This is a genomic window from Martinezella rhizogenes, assembly GCF_000799715.1.
In the GTDB taxonomy this organism is placed as follows: Bacteria; Pseudomonadota; Alphaproteobacteria; order Rhizobiales; family Rhizobiaceae; genus Rhizobium; species Rhizobium rhizogenes_C.
Genome location: NZ_JUHG01000011.1, coordinates 731,749 through 748,308, shown reverse-complemented (window position 1 = coordinate 748,308; position 16,560 = coordinate 731,749). Strand labels below are relative to the sequence as shown.

14 protein-coding genes are annotated in these 16,560 nt (G+C 61.3%); 6 read left to right on the top strand and 8 right to left on the bottom strand.

The genetic code is table 11. From position 1 onward, the window contains the following. Positions 1-26: 26 nt before the first annotated feature. The gene (gene pncA, locus EX00_RS07525; protein WP_047455637.1) at positions 27-650 is read right to left on the bottom strand and encodes a bifunctional nicotinamidase/pyrazinamidase; all 624 of its coding nucleotides are present in this window, start codon (positions 648-650) and stop codon (positions 27-29) included. Between the two features lie 111 nt (positions 651-761). Beyond that, positions 762-2,045 (bottom strand): sugar MFS transporter, encoded by a 1,284-nt coding sequence (locus tag EX00_RS07520; RefSeq protein ID WP_047455634.1) that lies wholly within the window; start codon positions 2,043-2,045, stop codon positions 762-764. 300 nt (positions 2,046-2,345) lie between these two features. Between EX00_RS07520 and EX00_RS31000 the strand changes: the two genes are divergently transcribed. Next, on the top strand, positions 2,346-2,672 hold the full coding sequence (locus tag EX00_RS31000; RefSeq protein ID WP_080761215.1) for a hypothetical protein: 327 nt from the start codon (positions 2,346-2,348) through the stop codon (positions 2,670-2,672). Between the two features lie 38 nt (positions 2,673-2,710). Here EX00_RS31000 and EX00_RS07515 read toward each other — a convergent pair whose 3' ends face one another. Continuing rightward, entirely contained in the window at positions 2,711-5,182 is a 2,472-nt protein-coding gene (locus EX00_RS07515; protein ID WP_047457581.1) for an ATP-dependent helicase, read from the bottom strand. Between the two features lie 358 nt (positions 5,183-5,540). Here EX00_RS07515 and EX00_RS07510 point away from each other — a divergent pair, with 358 nt between their 5' ends. From EX00_RS07510 to EX00_RS07495, 4 genes are all read left to right on the top strand, one after another. Further along, positions 5,541-6,689: an efflux RND transporter periplasmic adaptor subunit gene (locus tag EX00_RS07510; RefSeq protein ID WP_047455632.1), complete on the top strand. Its 1,149-nt coding sequence runs from the start codon at positions 5,541-5,543 to the stop codon at positions 6,687-6,689. Further along, the gene (locus EX00_RS07505) at positions 6,686-9,844 is read left to right on the top strand and encodes an efflux RND transporter permease subunit (RefSeq protein ID WP_047455630.1); all 3,159 of its coding nucleotides are present in this window, start codon (positions 6,686-6,688) and stop codon (positions 9,842-9,844) included. The genes EX00_RS07510 and EX00_RS07505 overlap by 4 nt, the downstream gene beginning before the upstream one ends. 248 nt (positions 9,845-10,092) lie before the next feature. Continuing rightward, the gene (locus EX00_RS07500; RefSeq protein WP_047455628.1) at positions 10,093-11,106 is read left to right on the top strand and encodes a flagellin N-terminal helical domain-containing protein; all 1,014 of its coding nucleotides are present in this window, start codon (positions 10,093-10,095) and stop codon (positions 11,104-11,106) included. A gap of 200 nt (positions 11,107-11,306) precedes the next feature. Further along, entirely contained in the window at positions 11,307-11,975 is a 669-nt protein-coding gene (locus EX00_RS07495; protein ID WP_047455626.1) for a YiaD family glycine zipper/OmpA-like lipoprotein, read from the top strand. A 71-nt stretch (positions 11,976-12,046) separates the two neighbouring features. Here EX00_RS07495 and EX00_RS07490 read toward each other — a convergent pair whose 3' ends face one another. Further along, the gene (locus tag EX00_RS07490; protein WP_047455624.1) at positions 12,047-12,454 is read right to left on the bottom strand and encodes a DUF2000 family protein; all 408 of its coding nucleotides are present in this window, start codon (positions 12,452-12,454) and stop codon (positions 12,047-12,049) included. 14 nt (positions 12,455-12,468) lie between these two features. Here EX00_RS07490 and EX00_RS07485 point away from each other — a divergent pair, with 14 nt between their 5' ends. Then, positions 12,469-13,374, top strand: coding sequence for an AraC family transcriptional regulator (locus EX00_RS07485; RefSeq protein ID WP_404944008.1), 906 nt, complete (start codon positions 12,469-12,471; stop codon positions 13,372-13,374). Positions 13,375-13,393: 19 nt separating this feature from the next. Here the strand turns inward: EX00_RS07485 and EX00_RS07480 are convergent, their stop codons facing one another. The 4 genes from EX00_RS07480 to EX00_RS07465 form a co-directional block, all read right to left on the bottom strand. Further along, the gene (locus EX00_RS07480) at positions 13,394-14,119 is read right to left on the bottom strand and encodes an amino acid ABC transporter ATP-binding protein (protein ID WP_047455620.1); all 726 of its coding nucleotides are present in this window, start codon (positions 14,117-14,119) and stop codon (positions 13,394-13,396) included. Next, positions 14,097-14,756 (bottom strand): amino acid ABC transporter permease, encoded by a 660-nt coding sequence (locus EX00_RS07475; RefSeq protein WP_047455618.1) that lies wholly within the window; start codon positions 14,754-14,756, stop codon positions 14,097-14,099. Before EX00_RS07475 ends, EX00_RS07480 begins: the two co-directional genes overlap by 23 nt. After that, positions 14,753-15,424, bottom strand: coding sequence for an amino acid ABC transporter permease (locus EX00_RS07470; RefSeq protein ID WP_047455616.1), 672 nt, complete (start codon positions 15,422-15,424; stop codon positions 14,753-14,755). The genes EX00_RS07475 and EX00_RS07470 overlap by 4 nt, the downstream gene beginning before the upstream one ends. A gap of 64 nt (positions 15,425-15,488) precedes the next feature. Further along, on the bottom strand, positions 15,489-16,250 hold the full coding sequence (locus EX00_RS07465; RefSeq protein ID WP_234709005.1) for a transporter substrate-binding domain-containing protein: 762 nt from the start codon (positions 16,248-16,250) through the stop codon (positions 15,489-15,491). Positions 16,251-16,560 lie beyond the last annotated feature (310 nt).

Below are 16,560 nucleotides of genomic sequence, written 5' to 3'. Positions count from 1 at the left end.
GAAGCTTTAGCTTGCGGCAAGAGATTTTAAGCAAGCGCGTCTTTGCTGTTGATGATAGCGACGCCGCGTGTCCGCATCTCGTTGATCGCAGCCTGAACGCCGGCGGGATCTATGCCGCGGCTGGCGTCCTCGATGAAGCGAACGGTGACGCCCGGCAACATCTCGACAGCGTCGAGCGCCGAGAATTTCACGCAATAGTCCGTCGCGAGCCCGCAGAGGTCGAGCTCGGTCACACCTTCGCCGCGTAGCTGTGCGGCAAGGCCGGTGAGGGCGGCTTGATCATTGTCGCGGAAGGCCGAGTAGCTGTCGACATCCGGCTTCTGACCCTTCTGCTGGATGAAATCGATGCCGTCGACATGGAGAGCGGGGTGAAGCCGGGCGTCCTCGGTATTTTGCACGCAATGGTCCGGCCACATCATCTGCGGCTTGCCGGAGAGCATGCCCATTTCGAAGGGCTTCTTGCCGGGATGAGCGGAGGCGAAGCTGCCGTGGCCTGCGGGGTGCCAATCCTGGGAAGCAAGGATCATATCGTATTTGCCGCTGTCGATAAGCCTGTTGGCAACCGGCACCACCTGATCGCCTTCGGGAACAGGCAGATTGCCGCCGGGGCAGAAACCGTTCTGGATGTCGATCAGCAGCAATGCTTTCATGAGGCCTGTCCTTCCGTTTCTGTTGCGCTGCACGATGCCAAGCGTTGCGCTGCGGATCAAGCCTTTTGCGCCGCGCCTGGTGATCAGGCGCGGCGCAAGGTTTTCGAACAGTTACGAGGGCTTGTGGCCATTTAGGCCGTAGAAGGCGATATAGACGTAGCAGATGATCGGCATCAGGAAGGCGAGGTGGATGCCGATGGTGTCGGCAAGCCCGCCCTGGATCATCGGCAGGACGGCGCCGCCGACGATGGCGAGGCAAAGAATGCCGGAGCCCTGGCTCGTATATTTGCCGAGCCCATGCAGCGCCAGGCTGAAGATCGTCGGGAACATGATCGAGTTGAACAGGCCGATCGCCAGCACCGACCACATGGCGACATGGCCGGTCGTGAGCACGGTCACCAGAAGCAGGATGGCGACGATGATGGCATTGAAGGCCAGCGCCTTGCCGTCGTCGACATGGCGCATGACCAGCGAGCCTATAAACCGGCCGATCATGGCGCCGCCCCAGAAGTAGGAGACGTAATGCGCGGCTTCGGCCTCGGAGAAATGGGCGATATCCGGCTGGCTCAGGAAATTGACGAGGAAGCTGCCGATGCTGACTTCGGCGCCGACATAGAGGAAGATGCCGACCGCGCCAAGGACGAGATGGCGATACTGCCAGGCCGAGCCGCCGCCGCGCATGGGCTCGATCGTTTCCTCATCTTCGACCTGTGGAAGCTTCAGCGCCGCGAAAATGGCGGCAAGCAGAAGGAAAGCGGCTGCAAGCATCAGGTAGGGGAGTTTCACCGCGCCAGCCTCTGCAAGCCTGCTGGCATCGAGTTGTTCCGGTGTCGCATTGGCGATTGCCACCGTTGCGGCAGAGAGGATCAGCATGGCGCCGAACCAAGGGGCAAGCGTGGTGCCGAGCGAATTGAAGGCTTGGGTGAGGTTGAGGCGGCTGGCGGCGGTATCCGGTGGGCCAAGCACGGTGACATAAGGGTTGGCCGCAACCTGCAGGATGGTGACGCCGGCGGCGAGTACGAAGAGGGCGCCCAGGAAGAGGGCGTAGATGCGATAGCTGGCGGCCGGGATGAACAGGGCGCAGCCGATGGCGGCGATGACGAGGCCGACGACGATGCCCCATTTATAGCTGATGCGCTTCACCAGCGCGCCCGCCGGCAACGACACAATGAAATAGGCGCCGAAGAAGCAGAGCTGAACCAGCATTGACTGCGTATAGTTGAGCTGAAAGACGCTTTTCAGGTGCGGCACCAGAATGTCGTTCAGGCAGGTGATGAAACCCCACATGAAAAAGAGTGAGGTGAGTGCGACAAGCGCGAATTGATAATTGCCCTGGCCTTGATGTGCGGATGCACCGGCGCTCGTGGGCGCAGAGCGTGTTGCTATGCCAACCACTTTTTTATCCTCGATTTTTGTTTTGCCAGACGAGGGTGGGGCCCCTTCAGGTGTGCCGAACGGCAGGCTGGCAACGGCTTGCCGAGACATCGCGGGAGGCGCGCTGACTCGAAGCCGTGGGGTTGGATATAAGGGAATGGTCCGAGATTGGTAGTGTGCTAGCGATGCGGATTTTGCAATGCAGCAATGCGGGAAGTGGACGGCAATCTGCTGCCCATGCTCCCAGCCCTTTCACAAAAGTCTGCTGATATTCACGCGAATTTTGTTGTAATAATATGCAACTTATAATGGGAGGTGACAATGAGTGGTAGAGCAAGAGCTAGCGGAAGACGACTTTCTGAAGCGGATGCGTCACTAGTTAAAGGTATGGATCAACGAGGGGATAGACACCATGATATTGCGGCTTGGTTCGGAGTAAACCAAGGGCGCGTTGCTGAAGTAGTGTCTGGCGCAAAGTTTGCGTGGGCACCCGTTGCCTCTGGGGGCGATTTGCCGCCGCCAGGTCCTTATTCTTCCGGCAGAGCTGCTTATCAAGCGGTCAAAGCACTTGAGGAGGCAAAATCGGCTCTTGAGGTGGCAGTAAAAAATATTGATCAGGTGCTTAAAGATGTCAAAAAAATCGGTTGAAGTTGACTAGCAAAGTAGTGCGGCCTTTGTTGGGTTTTCTAGATCCGCTCCACAAACCCGTCCAGCACCCGCTTCTGCCCCGCGCGATCGAACTCGATCGTCAGCTTGTTCCCCTCGACGCCGGACACATTGCCGTTGCCGAACTTGATGTGGAAGACGCGATCGCCGACGAAGAATTTTGAGGGCTCAGTGGAGGTGGATTTGGCGATGAGTTCGCCGTCGATGGTGCGGGTTTTGGGGCCGCTTTCGCCGTAGCCGATACGTTCGACGGCGTGGCCGGAGCGGGAGCCCCAGTTGTCGCGGGTGGCGTCGGTCTTGTTGGCCTGGGCGCGTTTCCAGCCGGGGGTGGAATAGGAGTTGGCGAAGGGCTCGGTCTTGTCGAAGCGCGACTGGCCATAGCCGCCGCGGCCGTAACCGCCGTAGGATTGCTCCACTTCGGCGACTTCGACATGGGTGACCGGCAGTTCGTCGAGGAAGCGCGACGGGATGGTCGACTGCCAGAGGCCGTGGATGCGGCGGTTGGAGACGAACCAGATGTGGCAGCGGCGCTTTGCGCGGGTGAGGCCGACATAGGCGAGGCGGCGTTCTTCCTCCAGGCCGGCGCGGCCGCTCTCGTCGAGCGAGCGCTGGTGCGGGAACAGGCCTTCCTCCCAGCCGGGCAGGAAGACGGTTTCGAATTCCAGACCCTTGGCGGAGTGCAGCGTCATGATCGAGACGGCGTCGAGATTTTCGTTCTGCTCGACATCCATGACAAGCGCGATGTGCTCGAGGAATCCGCGCATGGATTCGAAGCTGTCCATCGAGCGGATAAGTTCCTTCAGGTTTTCCAGCCGTCCGGGCGCTTCCGCCGATTTGTCGTTCTTCCACATGTCGGTATAGCCGGACTCTTCGAGGATCTGCTCGGCAAGTTCGGTATGCGGCGTGTTTTCGAGCAGGCCCTGCCAGCGGCGGAAGGATTGCACGACGTCGAAGAGCGCCTTGCGAGGCTTCGGCTTCATCTCGTCGGTCTCGATGATGTCGGCCGATGCCGCCAACATCGGGATATCGCGGGCGCGGGCATAGTCGTGCAGGGCGCGGACCGTGGTGTCGCCAAGGCCGCGTTTAGGCGTGTTGACGATGCGCTCGAAGGCGAGATCGTCGGCCGGCTGGCAGACGAGGCGGAAATAGGCCATGGCGTCGCGGATTTCGAGGCGCTCGTAGAAGCGCGGGCCGCCGACGACGCGGTAGTTGAGGCCGAGCGTGACGAAGCGATCTTCGAATTCGCGCATCTGGAAGGAGGCGCGCACCAGGATCGCCATATTGTTCAGCTTGTGCTGATTGCGTTGAAGCTGCTCGATCTCCTCGCCGATGGCGCGGGCTTCCTCTTCCGAATCCCAGGAGGCGTGCACCTGCACCTTGATGTCTTCGGGGTCGGAGCGATCGGTGAACAGCGTCTTGCCGAGGCGGCCCTCATTATGGGTGATCAGGTGGGCGGCGGCGCCGAGAATGTGCTCGGTGGAGCGATAGTTGCGCTCCAGCTTGATCACCTTGGCGCCCGGAAAATCCTTTTCGAAACGCAGGATATTGTCCACTTCCGCGCCGCGCCAGCCATAGATCGACTGGTCGTCGTCGCCGACGCAGCAGACGTTCTGCAACTCGCCCTTCGGCCGCTGTGCGAGCAGCCGCAGCCACATATATTGCGCCGTGTTGGTGTCCTGATACTCGTCGACGAGAATGTAACGGAAGCGCTGGTGATAGTCCTTCAATATATCCGGATTCTGCCGGAACATATTGATCGGATGCAGCAAAAGATCGCCGAAGTCGCAGGCATTCAGCGTTTTCAGTCGCGCCTGATAGGCGAAATAGAGCTCGCGGCCCTTGCCGTTGGCGAAAGCGCGAGCGTCGCCCTCGGGAATATCGGCGGGGCTGAGACCCTTGTTCTTCCAGGTGTCGATCATTCCGGCGAATTGCTTGGCCGGCCAGCGCTTGTCGTCCAGGCCCTCGGCCTGGATCAGCTGTTTGATCAGACGGATGACATCGTCGGTGTCGAGGATGGTGAAGCTGGAGGAGAGGCCGACCAGTTCGGAATGACGGCGCAGCAGCTTGACGCCGATCGAGTGGAATGTCCCGAGCCAGGGCATGCCTTCGACAGCGCCGCCGACGAGCAGGGCGACGCGCTCCTTCATCTCGCGGGCCGCCTTGTTGGTGAAGGTGACGGCGAGGATCTGGCTGGGGAAGGCGCGGTTGGTGGAGAGAATGTGGGCGATGCGGGTCGTCAGCACCCGCGTCTTGCCGGTGCCGGCGCCGGCGAGGACGAGAACCGGACCGTCCAGCGTCTCGACCGCTTCCGTCTGCTCCGGGTTGAGGCCGGTGAGATAGTCGGGCCGTCTGCCGCCGTCGCGTGCCGCCATGGCGCGGGCCGCAATGCCGCCGCCTACGCTGGCAGGGCCGGGTGCGGGAGCAGGCTGGCGCGGAACCAGGTGTTCCGGCTCCTCGTCGAAGAAGGGAATGTCGTCATGTCCGATGGTCATGCGGCTCAATGTAATGATTCTGCCCTGAAAGGCAAAAGAAACGGCCCGAAAATAGAACAAAAAGTGTACATTCACAGGTGTGTGGAGGTTATGGAGAGGTTATTGCGGTGTCCGACAGGCACGCAGGATGCAAATGAAATGCCTCGTTGTTCCCGCCGGGATTACAACTTTGTCATAATGTGTGGCAAAGCTTGCCGCATATGCTCAAAAAAACGATATTGCAGCAAATCGGGCACAATCCTGCGTTATATCGCGATTTGCCCTAGGCTGGCCTCAGCAAGTGCGTTTGGCGTGACGAGGCTATATTAAACTGACGACGCGATTTCATCGCCTCTGACACAACGAGCCGGAGACGTGCATGACCGCCTGGAAGCAGCTTTTCTTGTCTTTTCTGTTGCTGGTGGCAGGCATTGCCGCCGTCGTGGCTTTCGTGCCCGGCGCAGCCGGCCTGCTGCGAGGAGCTGGCGTCCCGGAAGCGGTCGTGGCGACTGTTGCGCCGGGCGCGGTTGAGAAGGCAGCGAGTGGCGGTGCGCGGCGTAGCGCCGATGCGCCGCTGGTGGTGACCGAGGCCGTGGTCAGCGGCGTGGTCAATGATCGCCTGAGCGCCATCGGCACCGGCGATGCCATCCGTTCCGTTGTCGTCATGCCGCAGGCAACGGGCACGATCCGCGAAATCCTCATCAAGTCCGGTGATCATGTAAAGCAGGGCCAGGTGCTGGCCCGCCTCGACGATGACGAGCAGATCATCGCGCGCGGGCAGGCGGAAGTCGCGTTGAAGAGCGCCGTCGAGAAGTCGCAGCTCTATCACACCATCAAATCCAGCGTGTCGCGCATGGATGTCTTCGACTCGGAGATCGCCGAGCAGGGCGCACGGCTGGCGCTGCAATCGGCCGAACTGGCGCTGAAGCGCCGGGATATCGTTGCGCCGATCGATGGCATCGTCGGTATCGTTCCCGTCGTCATCGGCGACAATGTCACAACGACGACCAGCATCGTTACGCTCGACGACCGTTCTGAAGTCCTAGTCGATTACTGGGTGCCGGAGCGGTTCGCCAATACGGTCAAGGTTGGCCAGCCGGTCGAGGCGACCTCGGTGGCGCGGCCGGGGCGGTTGTTCTCCGGTGCCGTCGAGGCCGTCGATAACCGCGTCGATGGCGCCAGCCGGACCTTGCGTATCCGCGCCCGCATCGACAATGCCACGGACGAGTTGCGCGCCGGCATGTCCTTCAATGTCGGCATGCGCTTTGCCGGTGAAACCTATCCCTCCGTCGATCCACTGTCGGTGCAGTGGGACGGCGAAGGCTCTTACGTCTGGCGCGTGGTTGACGGCAAGTCGTCCAAGGTGCGCGTCAGCGTCGTGCAGCGCAATCCGGATGCGGTGCTGGTTCAGGCCGAACTCAAGGACGGCGACCGGATCGTCACCGAGGGGTTGCAGCGCGTGACCGAGGGCGGTGCCGTACGCTTTGCCCGCGAAGTCGCCGAGGCCACGGAGGCCGTCACGCAATGATGGGGCATGGCAACGATACCGGCGATGGGGCCGGGACTGGTTCCGGCAAGCAGGCTTTTACCGCGCTTTTCGTACGCCGTCCGATTCTGGCGCTGGTCTTTAACACGCTGATGGTCGTTGCCGGCCTTGCTGCCTATTTCGGGGTCGAGGTACGTGAACTGCCCGATGTCGACCGCCCGGTGGTCACCGTGCGAACCATGTTCGACGGCGCTTCGCCGCAGACGGTGGATCAGGAGCTGACCAAGGTTATCGAAGGCGCGGTTGCCCGCGTCAGCGGCCTGAAATCGGTCTCGTCGAGCTCATCCTTCGGCCAGAGCCGGGTGACGCTCGAATTTTCCGACGCCATCGATCTCTCCGTTGCCGCCAATGACGTTCGCGATGCGATCGGCCGCATCACCGAGCAACTGCCCGACGAGGCCGACGCGCCGCAGATCGTCAAGGCGGATTCGGACTCGCAGCCGATCATGCGCCTTGCCGTTACCTCCAATACGCTGACCATGGACGACCTGACGCAGCTCGTCGACAACGAGATCACCGACCGGCTGGCCTCCGTCGACGGCGTTGCCGATGTCGAGCTCTATGGTGACCAGGAGAAAGTCTTTCGCATCGATGTCGATCAGGGAGCGCTTGCCGGGCGAGGGCTGACGATCGGCGACCTGACGACGGCGCTGGCAACGGCGGCGCTCGACGTACCGGCTGGATCGCTGAAGAGCAACCGGCAGGATATCGTCGTGCGCGCCACGGCTGCCTTGCAGACCCCCGAGGATTTCTCGCGGCTGATCGTCAAGGATCGCGTCCGGCTCGCCGATGTCGCGACCGTGACGCTTGGCCCTCGCGATGGGACTACGGCTTTGCGCTCCAACGGCGTGCAGGGCATCGGCCTCGGCATCATCCGGCAGGCGCAGTCGAACACGCTGAATATCTCGAATGGCGTGAAAGCCGTGGTGACGCAGCTGTCGAAATCCCTGCCGGAAGGAACCAATATCGCCATCACCAGCGATGATGCCGTGTTCATCCAGGGTGCGATCCATGAGGTGGTGCTGGCGCTGGTGCTATCGGGGCTGATCGTTACCATCGTCATCTACCTCTTCCTGCGCGACTGGCGCGCGACGCTGATCCCGGCGGTTACCATGCCGGTGACACTGACGGGGACGCTGGCGGCGCTCTACATGGTTGGGTTTTCGATCAATATCCTGACGCTGCTGGCGATCGTGCTTGCGACCGGCCTCGTGGTGGATGACGCCATCGTCGTGCTCGAAAATATCGTTCGGCGTCGATCGGAAAAGATGGGTCCGCGCGCGGCGGCGGTGCTTGGCACGCGCGAGGTCTTCTTCGCGGTCATCGCGACGACCGCGACGCTTGCCGCCGTCTTCATTCCGCTGTCTTTCCTGCCGGGGCAGGTGGGTGGCCTGTTCCGCGAGTTCGGCTTCGTGCTGGCTTTCTCGGTCGGCCTGTCGTCGATCGTGGCGCTGACGCTTTGCCCGATGCTGGCCTCGCGCATGCTGACCAAGGAGATGCGCGAGGATCACGGCATGCTCGGCCGCTTCGGCGAGCTGTTTTCCGGGGTCTATCGCCGTACGCTCGGGGCTTGCCTCAATGCGCCACTGGTGGTCATCATTTTCTGCGCGATCTTTTCTGCCGCGGCCGTCTTCGCCTTTTTGGGCGTCAAGAGCGAGCTGACGCCGAATGAGGATCGTGCCCTGGTGATGCTCCGGCTGACCACGCCGCAGGGTGCCAGCCTCGACTACACCAAGGATCAGCTGCAGCGCGTGGAAGAAAACTTGCAGCCGTTGATGGACAGCGGCGATATCCGTAATGTCTATGCGATCTCCGGCCAGAACGGGCAAGTGAATACCGGCTTCATGGTGTTGACGCTGGCACCCTGGAGCGAGCGTCATCGCACGCAGACCGACATCGTCGCCGATATCAATCGGGCGATGGCCCGCGTGCCGGCGCTGCGCGGCAACGTTTTCCAGTCGAACAGCCTGCGCATTCGTGGTGCCGGCAGCGGCGTGCAGATGGCGCTGACGGGCAATGACCACGAGGCACTGACGCAGGCGGCGCTGAAGCTGGTGCAGGCGCTGGACGCAACCGGGCAGTTCGACACGCCGCGCCTCAACAATGAGCCGACCCAGGCGCAGGTTTCCGTCGCGATCGACCGCGAGCGCGCCTCCGATCTCGGCGTCGATATCACCGGCCTGTCGACGGCGCTGCAATCGCTGCTCGAGGGTCGCTCCGTCGTCGATGTCTTCGTCAAGGGCGAAGCCTATCCGGTGCTTCTGACCTCGACCATGCGGCCGATCGACGATCCGACCGATCTCGAAAACGTCTTCCTGAAGACCGGCGACGGCAAGATCGTGCCGATGTCGGTCATCGCCAGCCTGAAGGAGGGCGCGGTCGCGCCGCAGCTCACCCGCGAGCAGCAGCTGGCGTCGGTGGCAATCACCGCTGGGCTCAAGAACAACATGTCGCTCGGCCAGGCAGTCGAAGAGGTGAAGCGGATCGCCGCGCCGCTCCTGCCGCCCGGCGCACGGCTGATCCCGCTTGCAGAAGCGGCGACGCTGCAGGAGAATTCCAGCGGCATGGCGCTCACCTTCGGCTTTGCTATCATCATCATCTTCCTGGTGCTGGCCGCGCAGTTCGAGAGTGTGCTGTCGTCATTGATCATCATGTCGACGGTGCCGCTCGGTCTTGCCTGCGCTGTGTTTGCGCTCGTCATCACCGGTTCCAGCCTCAACATCTATAGCCAGATCGGGCTGGTGCTGTTGGTCGGTGTGATGGCGAAGAATGGTATCCTGATCGTGGAGTTCGCCAATCAGCTGCGCGACGCGGGCGAGGACGTGCGCGAGGCGATCGAGAGGGCCTGTGCTCTGCGTCTGCGTCCGGTTATGATGACGATGATCGCTACCATCCTTGGCGGCGTGCCCCTGGTGTTCGCGCACGGGGCAGGCGCGGAAGCGCGCATCGCGCTCGGCTGGGTGATTGTCGGCGGCCTCGGTTTTGCGACCCTGGTGACGCTTTACGTCACGCCGGTCGCCTATCTCCTGATCGCACGCTTTGCCAAGCCGCAGGCGCATGAGGAGCAGCGACTGCACGAGGAAATGTCGGATGCCGCGCTGCGGGCGAAGCTGACGAAACTCAGGGCGGCGGAGTAATCACGCGTTTCGGCGTAATAGATAAATCGACTTCAACCAAAGATTTATAGTAACTCGACCGTTTCGATTAGCTGTTTATTAAACATGATTGTTAATCATAGGTACCTGTAACCACCCGAGTTCAGGCGCTGTTTTTTGCCGGGCTCACGTTCGCCGACGCAGTCGGCCCGCGTGCATGAGCGCTCGCGGCATGGTTCCAATGTCTCCTTGTGCCTGTTGTGTATCGTTGCGTCCGGAGTCCGTATGTCATGAGTATTTTTTCGACCTTCATAAGGGTCAGTCCCTCCGTCAGTACCGCCCTTGAAGTTCTCAGAAACACCCAGTCAGATTTGAATGTCGCCCAGCGTCAGATGTCCTCCGGTTTGCGCGTTCAGACCGCCAAGGACGATGCCACCTATTGGCGCATCTCGACGTTGACGCGTACCGATATCGGCGCGGTGTCGGCCGTGCAGGATGCGCTCGGGCTTGCCTCCGCCACGGTGAGCACCGCGTCCACGGGCGTTACCAGCGCGATTGATGTCGTCACCCAGATCCGCTCGAAACTGGTGAGCGCCTACGAGGGCAGCGTCGACAAGACCAAGCTCAATGACGAGATCACCCAGCTCAAGGACCAGCTTCGCAGCGTCGGTCAGTCTGCGAGCTTCAACGGCGTTAACTGGATCGTGCTTCAGGACGGAGAAGATCCCACGGAACCGCATCGGATCCCGGGCTCGATCATCCGCAACACCGATGGCACCATTTCAATCGGGATGTTGGACTACGAAGGCGTCACGTCCACCAGCGGTTCCATCGCATCGACGGATGCGCGATATCTCATCGACGACCAGTCCGGCGGTACCGGCGGCTATGGCGTGCTCACCTCCACCGTCTTTGCGACGGAAGCCAGCGCGGCCCAGAACTATGTATTGGTCAGCAGCAAGTATGGCGATACCAGCGGACAGGTGGAAATCTCGCTCGACGCGACTACGACCAATGGCGCATTGACGGACATGGTCAATACCGTCACCGCCATGCTGCATCAGCTCAACACGATTGGCTCGGCCTTTGGCTCTCTGGAGACGCGTGTCAACCTGCAAAGTGAATTCGCCAGCAGCCTCAGTGATTCGCTCACCAGCGGCGTCGGCAAGCTCGTCGATGCCGACATGGAGCAGCAATCGAGCAAACTATTGGCGTTGCAGACCCAGCAACAGTTGGGGATACAATCCTTGTCGATCGCCAATGCGAGCTACAATACGCTGACGCAGCTTTTCCAGAATTTTTGAGAGTAAAGCCTGAGTTTCAGGGGAATTGGCGCGCTATCGGGGGATGTTGGCCCGCTTTCCGTGTTGGTCGATATCGGTGACACGGGTCGCCGGACGGCAGCAAGGAAGGTCGTCGATAGCCGCATGAAGATTCCGCTTCATCATATTGCCGCAATGCTCCATATCTCCTTCGGGCCATCGAACCGGAGAGCGACGATTCCATGATCAAAAAAATTGCCATTCTTGCCGTCTCGGCAGCCTTTCTTAACGCATGCACGACGACCGACCCTTATACGGGCGAGCAGAAAGTATCCAACACAGCGGGGGGCGCAGCGCTCGGTGCCGGCGTCGGCGCGGTTGCCGGTCTTCTCATCGGACATTCGCCGGCATCGCGCCGCAACGCCGCGCTGATCGGCGCCGGTGTGGGTGCGCTCGCAGGTGCCGGTATCGGCAACTATATGGACCAGCAGGAATCCGAGCTGCGCGCGCAGTTGCAGGGCACTGGCGTTTCCGTCACGCGCGTCGGCGACCGCATCATCCTGAATATGCCGTCGGCCATCACCTTCGACATCGACCGGGATGAGATCAAGCCGGAATTCTTCGCGACGTTGAACTCGGTCGCGATCGTGCTGCGCAAGTTCAACCGCACGCTGATCGACGTCAACGGCCATACGGATTCGACCGGCAGCATGCAGCATAACCAGGATCTATCCGAACGCCGCGCCGGCTCGGTCGCGTCCTATCTCGGCAGCCAGGGCATCGACCAGCGCCGCGTTTCCGCCGTCGGCTTCGGCCCGACGCAACCGGTTGCCAGCAACGCCAACGAATCCGGCCGCGCCCAGAACCGCCGCGTCGAAATCCAGATTGCGCCGATCACGCAGAACGGCTGATCTGGCAATCATCTCAATTAGAAAAAGGCCGGGTCCTGCGATCCGGCCTTTTGCTTTTAGTCGGCGTGTCTTCATGCGTGCATCGCCGCGCCCTTGGTGATCTTGTCGACGATCTTCTTGTCGGCGCGTAGCGCAATGCCGACGACCTTGGCGTCTTCGGGGGCAAATTCAGAAAAGACCGCGCGGTTGGCGGCGTCATGGCCGGTTGAGAACATTTCCTCGATGAAGACCGACGAAGTGATGCCGCGTTCCAGCGCGCGGCGGTGGATGGTGGCGATCGTTTCGTCATCGGCGGATAGCACGATCATCGGCTGGATCGACAAGGCATTGTAGCGGTTGCCCGCGCGGTCGCTGTAGGGTTCACCGATAATGTCTGGAAATTGCCCGGCAATCCCGGTTGACAGGAAGGCGGTCACATTCAGTTTTTGCCAGGATTGAAGATTGTTTCGCAGTACGATCGCGATTTTGGTATCAAACATCAGTCGTCACTTTCATGCTGTCTGGGAATGAGCCATTGCGCGAGGATTTAACCGGTCGGGCCCTTGAGGGTCTTGAACGTTTGTGCGTGGGGCCGGACGCGAACCGCATCGTATCGGCTCCCGCCTATCCCGGCATCGAGCGCATCCACGCGCAATTCCACGGAGATGCCTTTGAGCCACATCGGCACGACACCTATGCTCTCGGCGTCACCATCCGCGGCGTGCAGACTTTCAGCTATCGCGGCGAGCGTCGCTACAGCCTGCCGGGCCGGGTAATCATCCTGCATCCGGATGAGGTGCATGATGGCGGTGCCGCGACCGATGACGGGCTGATCTACCGCATGCTCTATCTGGAGCCGTCGATGCTGATGCAATGCCTGGAAGCGGCGCGCATCGGTTTGCCTTTCGTCGATGAGCCGGTGATCGAGGACGAGCGTCTCGCCGGTCTGTTGCTCGGGGCACTCGGCGAACTTGACCGCGAGCTGGATGAGCTTTTCGTCGACGATTTCATCGCACGCATGGCGACGGGGCTTGCCTCGCATGCGCGTCTGCCGCAGAAGCCGTTGGGACTTATCGCCTGGGGCCAGGTCAAAACGGCTCGTGATTATCTGGAGGCGCATGCGATGCGTGGCGTTCGTTCGGAAGAGCTGGAGCGCGTCACCGGGCTCGATCGGTTCGCGCTGTCACGCCATTTCCGCGCCGCCTTTGCCACCAGTCCGCATCGCTTCCTGCTGATGCGGCGTCTGCAGCGGGTCAAGGGGATGATCGGCGATGGCGAGCCGATCGCCGAAGTGGCGGCGGCCACGGGCTTTGCCGATCAAAGCCATCTGACACGGCATTTCAAGAAGGCGTTCGGCATGGCGCCGGGCGCATGGGGCGGGATGGTCGGTGCCGCGCGACTATCGGCGCGGCACCCATAAGCAACCCTTCAGGCAATGCTCAGAGCATACCGAGGAATTGCTTCAGTTCCGGTGTTTTCGGATTGGCGAAGACGTCGCCTGGCGGTCCGATTTCATGGACGCGGCCCTGATGCATGAAGACGACGCGCGAGCAGACGTCGCGGGCGAACTTCATCTCATGCGTCACCATCAGCAGCGTCATGCCTTCGCTGGCGAGTTCGCGGACAACAGCGAGAACCTCGGCCACCAGCTCGGGATCGAGCGCGGAGGTGATTTCGTCGCAAAGGAGCGCGATCGGCTGCATGGCGAGCGCTCTCGCGATCGCGACGCGTTGCTGCTGGCCGCCGGAGAGTTCGTCGGGAAAGGCGTCGAACTTATGCCCGAGGCCGACGCGGTCGAGCATGCGCCGCGCCATAGCCTCGGCATCGGTCTTGGAGGTCTTCTTGACGACCATCTGCGAGAGCATGACGTTGCGGCCGGCGCTCAAATGCGGAAAGAGGTTGAACTGTTGGAAGATCATCCCGACTTTCAGCCGCAGCGCCTTCAGATGTAGCTCGTCAGGCAGAAGCTGCGCGCCGGCCACGGAAATCGAGCCGTCGTTGATGTCTTCCAGCCCGTTGATGCAGCGCAGCAGCGTCGATTTTCCCGAGCCGCTCTTGCCGATGATGGCGATCACCTCACCGGGCTCGACGTCGAGGTTGATGCCTTTCAGCACCTCGTTCTCGCCAAAGCTTTTGCGTACTTCAGTGACCTCGATGAGCGACATTCAGCTTCCTTTCCAGGATCTGGCTGCTCTTCGACAGCGGCCAGCACAGGGCAAAATAGATGAGCGCGACGAAGCCGTAGACGGTGAACGGCTGAAACGTCGCATTGGTGATGATCGTGCCGGCCTTCGACAATTCGACGAAGCCGATGATCGAGGTGAGGGCCGTGCCCTTGACCACCTGTACCGAGAAGCCGACGGTCGGCGGGACGGCGATGCGGAGCGCCTGTGGCAGGATGACGTAGCGCATCTGCTGGAGGTAGCCCATGCCGAGGCTGGCGGAGGCCTCCCACTGACCTTTCGCCACTGACTCGACGCAGCCGCGCCAGATCTCGATGAGGAAGGCGGAGGACCAGAGGATCAGGGCAACAGCCGCGGCCAACCATGCCGGCACGTCGATGCCGAAGAGCCCTAGGCCGAAGAAGGCAAGGAAAAGCTGCATCAAGAGCGGCGTGCCCTGAAAGAGCTCGACGAAATATTTGACGGCGACACGCGCGACCTTGTTCTTGCCGATGCGCAGGAAGAGCAGGATCGCACCGACCGTGCCGCCACCGATGAAGGAAACGAGCGACAGCAGAACGGTCCAGCGCGTGGCGAGCAGTAGGCCGCGCAGGATATCCCAGGTGGTGAATTGAATCATCGACGGACCCTGCGCGGAAAGATGAGCGAACCGGCGGCGGCAAGCAGTTGCCGCAGGATGATGGCCAGAAGCAGGTAGATCGCCGTGGAGACGAAATAGGCTTCAAAGGCGCGGAAGGAGCGTGACTGGATAAAGTTCGCCGCAAATGTCAGGTCCTCGGCGGCGATCTGCGAGACGACCGCGGAGCCGAGCATGACGATGACGACCTGTGACGACAGGGCCGGCCAGATGCGCTGGAGTGAGGGGACGAGGATGACGTGGCGGAAAGTCTCGAACGGCGTCATCGCCAGGCTGGCGCCGGCCTCGAACTGGCCGCGCGGCGTTGCCTGAATGCCGGCGCGGATGATCTCGCAGCTATAGGCGCCCAGATTGACGATCATGGCGAGATTCGCCGCCGTGATTTCGCTCATATGAATGCCGATGCCGGGCAGGCCGAAGAAGATGAAGAAAAGCTGGATCAGGAACGGCGTGTTGCGGATCAGCTCGACATAAGCAGCGACAATGGGTTTGAGCCAGCGCGGACCCAGAGCGCGCGCCCAGGCGCAGGCAATGCCGAGCGCGATCCCGACCACCGCGCCGACCAGGGTCAGTTCTATGGTGATGAGGACGCCCTTGATCAGAACCGGATAATATTCGGCGAGCCAGCCGAAATCGAAATGATAGCGCATGAAATGGTGCCTCGCTCGGCTCCGGCCGCACCATCGGGAGAGGGCGCGACCGGGCTTGCGTTAATCAGAAGCCGGCGGGGAGGTCGGCGCCCAGCCATTTTTGCGATATCTTGCCGAGCGTGCCATCGGCCTTGGCGGCGGCGATGATGTCGTTGACCTTTTTCTGTAGGTCGGCCTCGTTCTTGTTCAGGCCGATGAAGCAGGGGGAGTTGGTGATGAGGAACTTCATCTCCGGCTTCTTCGGCGGGTTCCGGGCGAGGATCGCCGCGGCAACGACGTTGCCGGTGGCGACCAGGTCGACCTGACCCGAGAGGAAGGCCGAGATGGTGCCGTTATTGTCTTCATAGCGCTTGATCGTCGCGTCCTGTGGGGCGACCTTCGTCAGCGCCAGATCCTCGATTGCGCCGCGCGTGACGCCGATCGTCTTGCCGGAGAGATCCTCGGGCTTGGTGGCGGTGACATCGGCGGGGCCGAAGACGCCGTTGAAGAAGGGCGCATAGGCGTCGGTGAAGTCGATAACGGCCTGGCGCTCGGCGTTCTTGCCGAGGCTCGAAATCACCAGATCGACCTTGTTGGTCTGGAGATAGGGAATGCGGTTGGCGCTGGTGACCGGCACCAGTTCGGTCTTTACGCCGAGCTTCTCGCCGATCAGGTTTGCCACGTCGATATCATAGCCCATGGGCGCCATATCCGTTCCGACGCTGCCGAAAGGAGGGAAGTCCTGGGGAACGGCAACGCGGATCGTGCCTCGTGACGTAAGATCGCTCAAGGCGTCCGCCTGGGCTGCGTGCGGGCTCGACAGCGACCCCATCGCCAGCATCGCCATACCCAGTGCCGTGAGCAATTGTCTGCGCTTCATCGAATGTCCTTCCAAACGTGGCTCTATGTGTAACTGCCGGACAGCACGCAAGAGGTATGCCAGTCGGTTGAAGGATATGCTCGCTCGCTCAAGGCGCGCTTTCTCTCGGAGGGAATTTTGCGGCAAATGCACATTTTGCCAGATTTTGCTTAAAAAATAAGCATAATTGCTGGCCGCCAACATTATCCGACATGCGTCGGCGATCGCAATCGAGGCGGCTTGATCTTAGGCTGGCGAGCGCTCGCTTCGTGTGGAAACCGCGGGAGATTTTCATGAC